This is a genomic window from Streptomyces botrytidirepellens, from assembly GCF_003721215.1.
Classification (GTDB): Bacteria; Actinomycetota; Actinomycetes; order Streptomycetales; family Streptomycetaceae; genus Streptomyces; species Streptomyces himastatinicus.
In genome coordinates this window covers 1-6,937 of the sequence record NZ_RIBZ01000697.1, presented here as the reverse complement: position 1 = coordinate 6,937, position 6,937 = coordinate 1, and the positions used below count along the sequence as shown (strand labels likewise).

General features: G+C 69.2%; 8 protein-coding genes and 3 pseudogenes. 9 read left to right on the top strand and 2 right to left on the bottom strand.

Annotation, left to right across the window (positions count from 1 at the left end):
* From EEJ42_RS36170 to EEJ42_RS36160, 3 genes and pseudogenes are all read left to right on the top strand, one after another.
* Positions 1 to 359 (top strand): annotated as a pseudogene (locus EEJ42_RS36170) (MFS transporter); the annotation flags it as partial.
* 90 nt (positions 360 to 449) lie between these two features.
* Positions 450 to 959 (top strand): annotated as a pseudogene (locus EEJ42_RS53405) (cyclase family protein); the annotation flags it as partial.
* A gap of 164 nt (positions 960 to 1,123) precedes the next feature.
* Positions 1,124 to 1,678 carry a LysR family transcriptional regulator substrate-binding protein gene (locus EEJ42_RS36160; protein WP_123106434.1) on the top strand — a complete coding sequence of 185 codons (555 nt, stop codon included), beginning with the start codon at positions 1,124 to 1,126 and terminating at the stop codon, positions 1,676 to 1,678.
* An 8-nt stretch (positions 1,679 to 1,686) separates the two neighbouring features.
* Here the strand turns inward: EEJ42_RS36160 and EEJ42_RS36155 are convergent, their stop codons facing one another.
* On the bottom strand, positions 1,687 to 2,301 hold the full coding sequence (locus tag EEJ42_RS36155) for a pyridoxamine 5'-phosphate oxidase family protein (protein ID WP_123106433.1): 615 nt from the start codon (positions 2,299 to 2,301) through the stop codon (positions 1,687 to 1,689).
* A 258-nt stretch (positions 2,302 to 2,559) separates the two neighbouring features.
* Here EEJ42_RS36155 and EEJ42_RS36150 point away from each other — a divergent pair, with 258 nt between their 5' ends.
* The 5 genes from EEJ42_RS36150 to EEJ42_RS36130 all read left to right on the top strand — a co-directional run bounded on the left by EEJ42_RS36150 (position 2,560) and on the right by EEJ42_RS36130 (position 6,347).
* Positions 2,560 to 3,279 (top strand): 2OG-Fe dioxygenase family protein, encoded by a 720-nt coding sequence (locus EEJ42_RS36150; protein ID WP_246097593.1) that lies wholly within the window; start codon positions 2,560 to 2,562, stop codon positions 3,277 to 3,279.
* A gap of 77 nt (positions 3,280 to 3,356) precedes the next feature.
* Positions 3,357 to 4,310 (top strand): iron-containing redox enzyme family protein, encoded by a 954-nt coding sequence (locus EEJ42_RS36145; RefSeq protein WP_123106431.1) that lies wholly within the window; start codon positions 3,357 to 3,359, stop codon positions 4,308 to 4,310.
* 11 nt (positions 4,311 to 4,321) lie between these two features.
* On the top strand, positions 4,322 to 5,281 hold the full coding sequence (locus EEJ42_RS36140) for a fatty acid desaturase family protein (RefSeq protein ID WP_123106430.1): 960 nt from the start codon (positions 4,322 to 4,324) through the stop codon (positions 5,279 to 5,281).
* Positions 5,278 to 5,679 (top strand): hypothetical protein, encoded by a 402-nt coding sequence (locus EEJ42_RS36135; protein ID WP_123106429.1) that lies wholly within the window; start codon positions 5,278 to 5,280, stop codon positions 5,677 to 5,679. Before EEJ42_RS36140 ends, EEJ42_RS36135 begins: the two co-directional genes overlap by 4 nt.
* Before the next feature lie 101 nt (positions 5,680 to 5,780).
* Complete coding sequence (locus EEJ42_RS36130; protein ID WP_123106428.1) at positions 5,781 to 6,347, top strand: nitroreductase family protein; 567 nt, start codon at positions 5,781 to 5,783, stop codon at positions 6,345 to 6,347.
* Here the strand turns inward: EEJ42_RS36130 and EEJ42_RS36125 are convergent.
* Positions 6,336 to 6,536, bottom strand: coding sequence for a DUF4236 domain-containing protein (locus tag EEJ42_RS36125; RefSeq protein WP_123106427.1), 201 nt, complete (start codon positions 6,534 to 6,536; stop codon positions 6,336 to 6,338). The two genes, EEJ42_RS36130 and EEJ42_RS36125, sit on opposite strands and share 12 nt — an antisense overlap.
* 157 nt (positions 6,537 to 6,693) lie before the next feature.
* On the opposite strand from EEJ42_RS36125, the pseudogene EEJ42_RS36120 reads away from it, so the two are divergent.
* Positions 6,694 to 6,937 (top strand): annotated as a pseudogene (locus tag EEJ42_RS36120) (hypothetical protein); the annotation flags it as partial.

Sequence of the window (6,937 nt, the reverse complement as noted above, 5' to 3'; positions counted from 1 at the left end):
CGGCGGGGGTTGCCGGGGCGGCCGCCGGGCTGCCCGCGGCGGCCGCGCTGGCCTCGGCGGCGGCGGGGCTGTACGGGCTGGGCTTCGGCGCGCTACAGAACGACACCCTGGTGATGATGTTCCGCCGGGCGGGCCCGCAGGGGCACGGCATGGCCAGCACGGCGTGGAACATGGCCTACGACGCGGGTACCGGGGCGGGTGCCGTGGTCGTGGGCGTGGCCTCCCAAGTGGTGGGCGTGGACGGCGCCTTCGCGGCGGCGGCCGTCCTGATCGGGCTGGTCGGTCCGCTCGCCCGGCACGAGCGCGGCCACGAGAGCGCCCACCGGGCTACCCCGGCTCCAGCGGGCGAGACCTGCTGAACAGCAGTTGGCCGGAACGTTTCAAACCGACTTGCCGCGCGCGTTCCCGGCATCGACGCTACACATTCCAGCGAACAGGAAGGCAGTTCGATGGCCATCACGTCACACTCCACCGGAAAGACCCGCAGCGGCGGGAGCGGAAGTGCCTTCGTCGACCTCAGTCACGAGATCACCTCGGGCGCGACGGCCTATCCCGGGATGCAGCAGCCGGTGCTGGAGGACTACATCTCCCGCGAGAAGTCACGGGAGATGTACGCGCCCGGCACCGAGTTCCACAGCGCACGGCTGTGCCTGGTCGGGCAGTCCGGAACCTACCTCGACGTGCCCTTCCACCGTTACGCGGACGGCTACGACCTGACCCGTCTGGATCTGCGCCAGGTCGCCAACGTGCAGGCCTGCGTGATCGACACGGACGAGGAAGAAATCGGCCCCGAGTGTCTGGCGGGCCGTGACCTCGCGGGCCGGGCCGTGCTCCTGCGCACCGGCTGGTCACGGCACTGGGGAACGGATCGCTACGGCAACGGACATCACCCGCATCTGTCGGCAGAGGCCGCCGCGCTCCTGACCCAGGCGGCCCCGGCCGTCGTGGGCATCGACTCCCTGAACATCGACGGCACCCACACCGGCGAACGCCCCGCCCACTCCCTGCTGCTGGGCGCGGGCATCCCCCTGGTCGAGCACTTGACGCACCTCGCCCAGCTGCCGTCGTCCGGTGCGCGCTTCACCGCCGTGCCGGTGAAGGTCTCGGGGACCTGCCGTTCGACATGCACTTATTCGAAACCGCCCCGTACGAGGAGCGGAGGCTGGTGGGAGAAGGCGTCCTGGAGGCGGCGGTATCACTCCAGGAGACAGGCGAAGAGCCACGAGATCTACTACGGGTCGTGCCCTTGCGGCACGACCCGTTCCTGTTCGTCGGGCCGCCGGATCTCATCTCCGCGGTGACCCGGCCCGGTGCTGGTCAGCCGCTGTCGGCGATGCGCTGGGTGCTGCCCCGGGCCGGTTCGGACTGTGACCGTCTCATCGCCACCCACTTCGCACGGCACAAGATCACCGCGCGTCCGGTGGGCCGCACCGACGACTGGGTGCTCGCCCAGGAGATGGCGATCGCCCTGAACGCCCTGGCGTTCGTGCCGTCCTCGGCGCTCGCCACCCGCAGCGACCTCGCCCGCTGTCTTCAGGCCGGAGAGATCCCCGCGCCCGCGCGCACCGTGGTTCTGGTCGCCGAGGCCGCCGCCGCGGCGACCAGGTGGTTCACCGTGTTGCAGCAACGCCTCCAGCAGGCCTATACGCGCACCGCGGGCGTCGCCTACGGCACCTGATCCGGACCCTAGGGCACCTGATCCGGGCGCTGATTCCGCAGCCGGACCAGCCCTTCGTATTCACTCTTCAGCTTCCACTCGGGGTCCGGTGGAACATGGCCGGGACGCGGGACGTAGTCGGAATGGCGGCGCTGTCCGACCTCGTGCAGATAACGCGGGCAGTTCTCGAACACCTCCGTCGTCCGTATGAGTACGACGGCGTCCGCCTCCGGGAATACCTCGAGCTGTTCGGGGTTTTGTGAAACCTGTGCCTCGCCGTTGATGCGCAGCTTTATCGGCTTCTCGTAGTCGATGATGAGAATCCCCACGCGAGGATTCTCCAGGATGTTTCCGAGGCTGCGGAACATGCCGTTTCCGTCGTAGCTGGGAAACATCAGCTGATCGGGGGCGAGGATCTTCAGGAAGCCGGGGAGTCCTCCCTTGTAGGAGCAGTCGGGAGCCCCTGCGGCGTTCGCGGTGGCGAGGTAGAAGCAGTCCGCCGCCTCGATGATCCCGGCCGCCGTGTCGTCCAGGCGGTCGGCCACGTAGCGCTGTGCGATGTGGTCCGCCAGCCTCCGGGTTCCCAGGAGATCCTGGACCCGGCGCGGGCCCTGGCCATAGAAGTCGTGACCGGGTGCAGACATGATCGTCCTCTTTCAGGCGACATCACGGTCGGTCCATCGTTGAAGCCGGTCGGCACGAAGTGCAATGACCGTACACATATCGCGAACGTTGCCCATTCCGGGCGGCCAGGATTATGCCGTCGTTCTTCATCGTGGTGGCTCTTCGCCGGGAACTGGGGAACGCTGTCGGACATGGTCACCGGCACATGACAGGAACGGTGTGCGGAAATCCCGGAACCCCGGAATACCGACACGCCACCACAGCCGGAAAGGATGGACATGTCCCCTACGATATGGGCGAAGGAAATCGCGGAGAATCGCTTCGCCAGTGGCAGCGTCTTCACGCTCCTGGACGAGGACTACAGCACTCCGGCCGAGTGGGACGCGTTCGCCGACAGCTGGTCGCGGCTGCCGGTGGACGCGTTCATGGCGCACGGCGAGACCTACCGCAGGCGCCGGCACTCCGTGTTCAACGTGTACGCGGACGGCCTCATCGACGAACTACAGCCCCGGCCCTATCTCCAGAGCCCGGACATCAACCACCTCAACGGAGGTGTGCTGCGGACCTATGAGCCGATCGAGACCGCGGTCACCTCCGGGTCCCTGTTCCGCGGTCTGCTGGCCGGTCTCACCGCCGTCCTCACCGAGGTGCACGGCTTCGACGTCTGGCACCACCAGTGCTTCCAGAACCGGATCACCACCAGCAGCGAACAGACCGGCAACCCGACCCCCGAGGGCATGCACCGCGACGGCGTGGACTACGTCGTCACCCTCCTGGTCCGCCGGTGCGGCATCGAGGGCGGGCGCAGCGGCCTGTACGACGCGGTGACGCGCCGCCAGATCCACTCCGAGCCGCTCACCGCCCCCGGCGACACGCTGCTCGCCGACGACGGGGAGACGCTGCACGACGCCACCCCCATCACCCCCGCGGAGCCGGACCGCCCCGGCTACCGGGACGTGTTCATCGACGTCATCACCCGCGGTACGCAGCCCCGCTGAGCCGTGCGACGCGCCCGGCTCACTGTGCCCAACTCAAGGCCCAGCTCAAGGCCCAACTCAAGGAAGGAACACCGCACATGACGCTCACCACTTTCCGTGACGCGCCCACCGCAACGTTCGCCGACCAGCTCGACTCGGCCTTCCCCGATCACGGCAACCCTGATCCGCAGGCCCGGCTGTCCCTGCTGGGGCGGCTGCACAAGCACTACGTGGCCTACATGGCCGGGCCGGAGGCGTTCGCGTCCATTCCCCGGCTCAACGCCGACCCGCAGATCACGGCCATCGAGGACGCCTGGCTCGCGTGGGAGGACGCCCAGGTCGACACCGCGGACCTGCCCGCCGACGGAGCCGCCTTCCGCGAGTGGTTCCTCGCGGTCGCGGATGCCCACACGCAGCCGGAGTTCTGCGACTACCTGGCCCACGAGGCGAACCTGGAGGAGATGGCCCTCTTCTTCATGGGCGAGGAACTCGTGGACAGCAAGTTCGACGACCTCATGGCCATGGTCCAGATCGGCACCGAGGGCCACACCAAGCTCACCATCGCCGAGAACTACTGGGACGAGATGGGTGAGGGCGACATCAACGGCGTCCACACCCGCATGTTCGAGCACTCGGCCGTCTACATGCGCGACTGCCTGGACAAAGCCGGTGTCGACCGCGGTCAGCTGTACTGCCCCGAGGCCTATGAGAACGCCTGCCTGCTGCTGATGTACGGCATCCACCGCCATCTCAACCCCCGTGCCCTGGGCGCGATGGGTGTCCTGGAGCAGAGTGCCTCTCCCCGCTTCCAGGCCATGGTCGACGGCTGCGACCGCTTGGGCGTGCCGTCCGACGTCATCGACTACCAGCGGGTCCATGTCCATGTGGATGCCGACCACGGGGCCGAATGGTTCGACGGCGTGTTCGTGCCGCTCGTCGACCGCTCCCCCGCTCTGCTGCGGGCGATCTCCATCGGCGTGGCCACCCGGGTCCGCGTGGCCAACGGCTACTACCGGCACATCTGGCAGGCCATGCGCGCCCTCCGTGACTGAAGGGACCGAAGATGTCCGCTCCTTCTCCAGCACAGCCCCGACTTCTCTTCCAGAAGGCACGGGTCGCCCGGCGGGACGAAACCGTCTTCATCGCCAAGCTCCTCGTGGCCCTCGGCCTGGTGGGGTTCGCCGGATACCTCGCCCTCGCTCCTTCCCTGCCCGTCGCGCTCGCCGGAACGCTTCTGCTCGGCGCCCTCTACACGCACATGGTGGAACTCCAGCACCAGTGCCTGCATCACTCGGCGTTCCGCGCCGCCAAGCCCCACCGCCTGGTCGGCGTTCCGCTGGGCATCCCGCTGCTGGTGTCCTACAGCCACTACCGGGTCCGCCATCTCCAGCACCACCGCTATCTCGGCACACCGCAGGACCTCGAGTTCTTCGGCTTCGACACCCGCAAACCACTCACCTGGGGCCTGCTGGTGCGCGGGCTCCTGGACTACCCGCGCCTCCTCGCCGTCCTCAAGGACATCGGCCAGAGCTACACCGGCCGCTGGACGTATGACCTGGGGCAGATAGCCGAACGGCGCCGGCGGGACATCATCGCCGAGTACCGGCTGCTGGGGGTGATCCTCGCCGGTGCCGCCGCGGTGGCCGTCGCCGGGTACGGAGACTTCCTGCTGCGGCTGTGGGTGGTGCCGCTGCTGTTCGCCGTTCCGATGCACTTCCTGGTGGAGCTGCCCGAACACCTGCTGTGCGACAGCGAGACCACCGATGTGCTGCACAACACCCGGTCCATTCGCGGCAGCTGGCTGACCACCTGGTTCACCAACGGCAACAATCTGCACATCGAGCACCACGCGGCGATGACCGTGCCGATCAACCGGCTGCCGGAGCGGCATGACGAGGCGCGGCGGCACGCCACCCACGTGGAGCGCAGCTATGTCGACTTCTTCAGGAAGACGGCCGCGGCCGCCCGGCACAACAACCTGAGGAAGGCGCCCGAGCCCCACACGCCGGGGAGCTGGCGATGACCGTTGCCGTGGACCGGGTCCGCCACGCCACGATGAGCGTGCGGGGCTCCGCCATCCATCACGCACGCCTCCTGATCAACGATGTCGTCCCCGACGCGCTGCGCGTCTCCTGCGTCGACGACGTCATCCGCATCGAGGCTCCCGAGGCCGACCTCCGCATCCAGCTGGGGCCCACCCCCGCCGGAGACGGCACCCGGCTGAGCTTTTGTGCCACGTTCCGGGAGGACAAGCCCGCCGGGGGCACCTGGTGGTCCAGCTGGGAGACGGAGGTCCGCGCCCAGCCGCACAGCCGCCACGTGGGCGAGATCATCGCCGATGAGATCCGGCGAAGCCGTACCTGCTTCGCCCATGCCCTCCCCGATCCGGCACACGATCCGGCACGCGCCGAACCCGGCTGAAGCGCTCCGGAGGCAGGCTGCCCGCCCCCGCACACCATCCGGCGCGGGCAGCCTGCCTCCGTATGCGTCCAAGCGGCCGCTGACCAGGAAGCAGTGACGACATGGAACTGACCGAAGCAGTCCTCACCCGCCGAAGCCAGCAGCAGTTGACGGATCCCGCACCCGACGACGAACAGTTCACCCGGCTCCTGCGGACCGCCTCCGCCGCGCCGGACCACGGACGGCTGCGGCCCTGGCGGTGGGTCCTCCTCAGGGGCGGGCAGCGCCACCGGCTGGGACGGGCCCTCGCCGCGGCAGGCCCCGACGACGCGCAGGCCCGTGCGGCGCTCAAGCCCTTGCGGGCGCCTCTGCTCGCCTCGATCGTCTTCGTCCCGCGGCAGAACACCAGGGTCCCGCGGTGGGAGCAGCTGGCCGCCACCGCGGCGCTGGTGCACTGCCTGGAGCTGCTGCTCCACGATCACGGCTGGGGAAGCATCTGGCGCACCGGGCAGGGGCTGGGGTCCCCCGCGGTGCACGACGCCTTGGCGCTCCGGCCCGGGGAACAGCTGCTGGGCTGGCTCTACATCGGCACCCCGCACCCGCACCGCTCGAGGGCGCCGAAGCCGGTGCCCGACGTACAGGACACCATCACCCGGCTGGGCGCCTCGATCGAGTCGTCAGCGGCGTGAGCTGGTCCTGGTGGTGGTCTTCCGGTAGCCGAAGGGGCCGGGGAGGTCCATGGAGGTCGTCCGGCGGCCGGTCGAGGAGTAGGTGCGCTTGGCGTCGCCCTTGCCGACCGTGACCGAGACCGACTTGCGGTTGATGTTGAGCCGGACGCCGGGAAGGATGCGGAAGCTCTTGCGGAAGGTGACGGGCACGATGACTCCTTTCCTCGCCTCTTCGCGTTCCCCGCACGCACGTTCGTACGCGGCGCGGGCTCCCGGAGACGCTTCACCAACGGGGCGGTGACGGCCGCGTCACGCCCGTGCTGGCACTCTCACCGGGAGAAATGTGCAGTGAGAGGGGTTTCGTCCGATGCCACCCCCGAAGGCCCTCGCGCTGCGGCCCAGGACGTCGAAGAGGGTTCCCACCCCGGCGAACCCGACGAAGGAACGGCCGGACGTACGCGGCCCCGCGCGGCACCCGTTACCCGCGTCCAACGCGGCGGTATCGGCGGCCCTGGCCGCCGGGCGCGGACCGGCGCCGCTTCCGCCGTCGGACCGGCTGCCGGACGCCGGGCAGGACACGGTCGGCAACGGCGCGGTCGCGGCGTCCGCGG

Excerpts from the sequence above, each read along its gene's own strand:
- EEJ42_RS36160 (WP_123106434.1), top strand. The coding sequence starts at position 1,124 with ATGCACTTATTCGAAACCGCCCCGTACGAGGAGCGGAGGCTGGTGGGA.
- EEJ42_RS36155 (WP_123106433.1), bottom strand. The coding sequence starts at position 2,301 with ATGTCTGCACCCGGTCACGACTTCTATGGCCAGGGCCCGCGCCGGGTC.
- EEJ42_RS36150 (WP_246097593.1), top strand. The coding sequence starts at position 2,560 with ATGTCCCCTACGATATGGGCGAAGGAAATCGCGGAGAATCGCTTCGCC.
- EEJ42_RS36145 (WP_123106431.1), top strand. The coding sequence starts at position 3,357 with ATGACGCTCACCACTTTCCGTGACGCGCCCACCGCAACGTTCGCCGAC.
- EEJ42_RS36140 (WP_123106430.1), top strand. The coding sequence starts at position 4,322 with ATGTCCGCTCCTTCTCCAGCACAGCCCCGACTTCTCTTCCAGAAGGCA.
- EEJ42_RS36135 (WP_123106429.1), top strand. The coding sequence starts at position 5,278 with ATGACCGTTGCCGTGGACCGGGTCCGCCACGCCACGATGAGCGTGCGG.
- EEJ42_RS36130 (WP_123106428.1), top strand. The coding sequence starts at position 5,781 with ATGGAACTGACCGAAGCAGTCCTCACCCGCCGAAGCCAGCAGCAGTTG.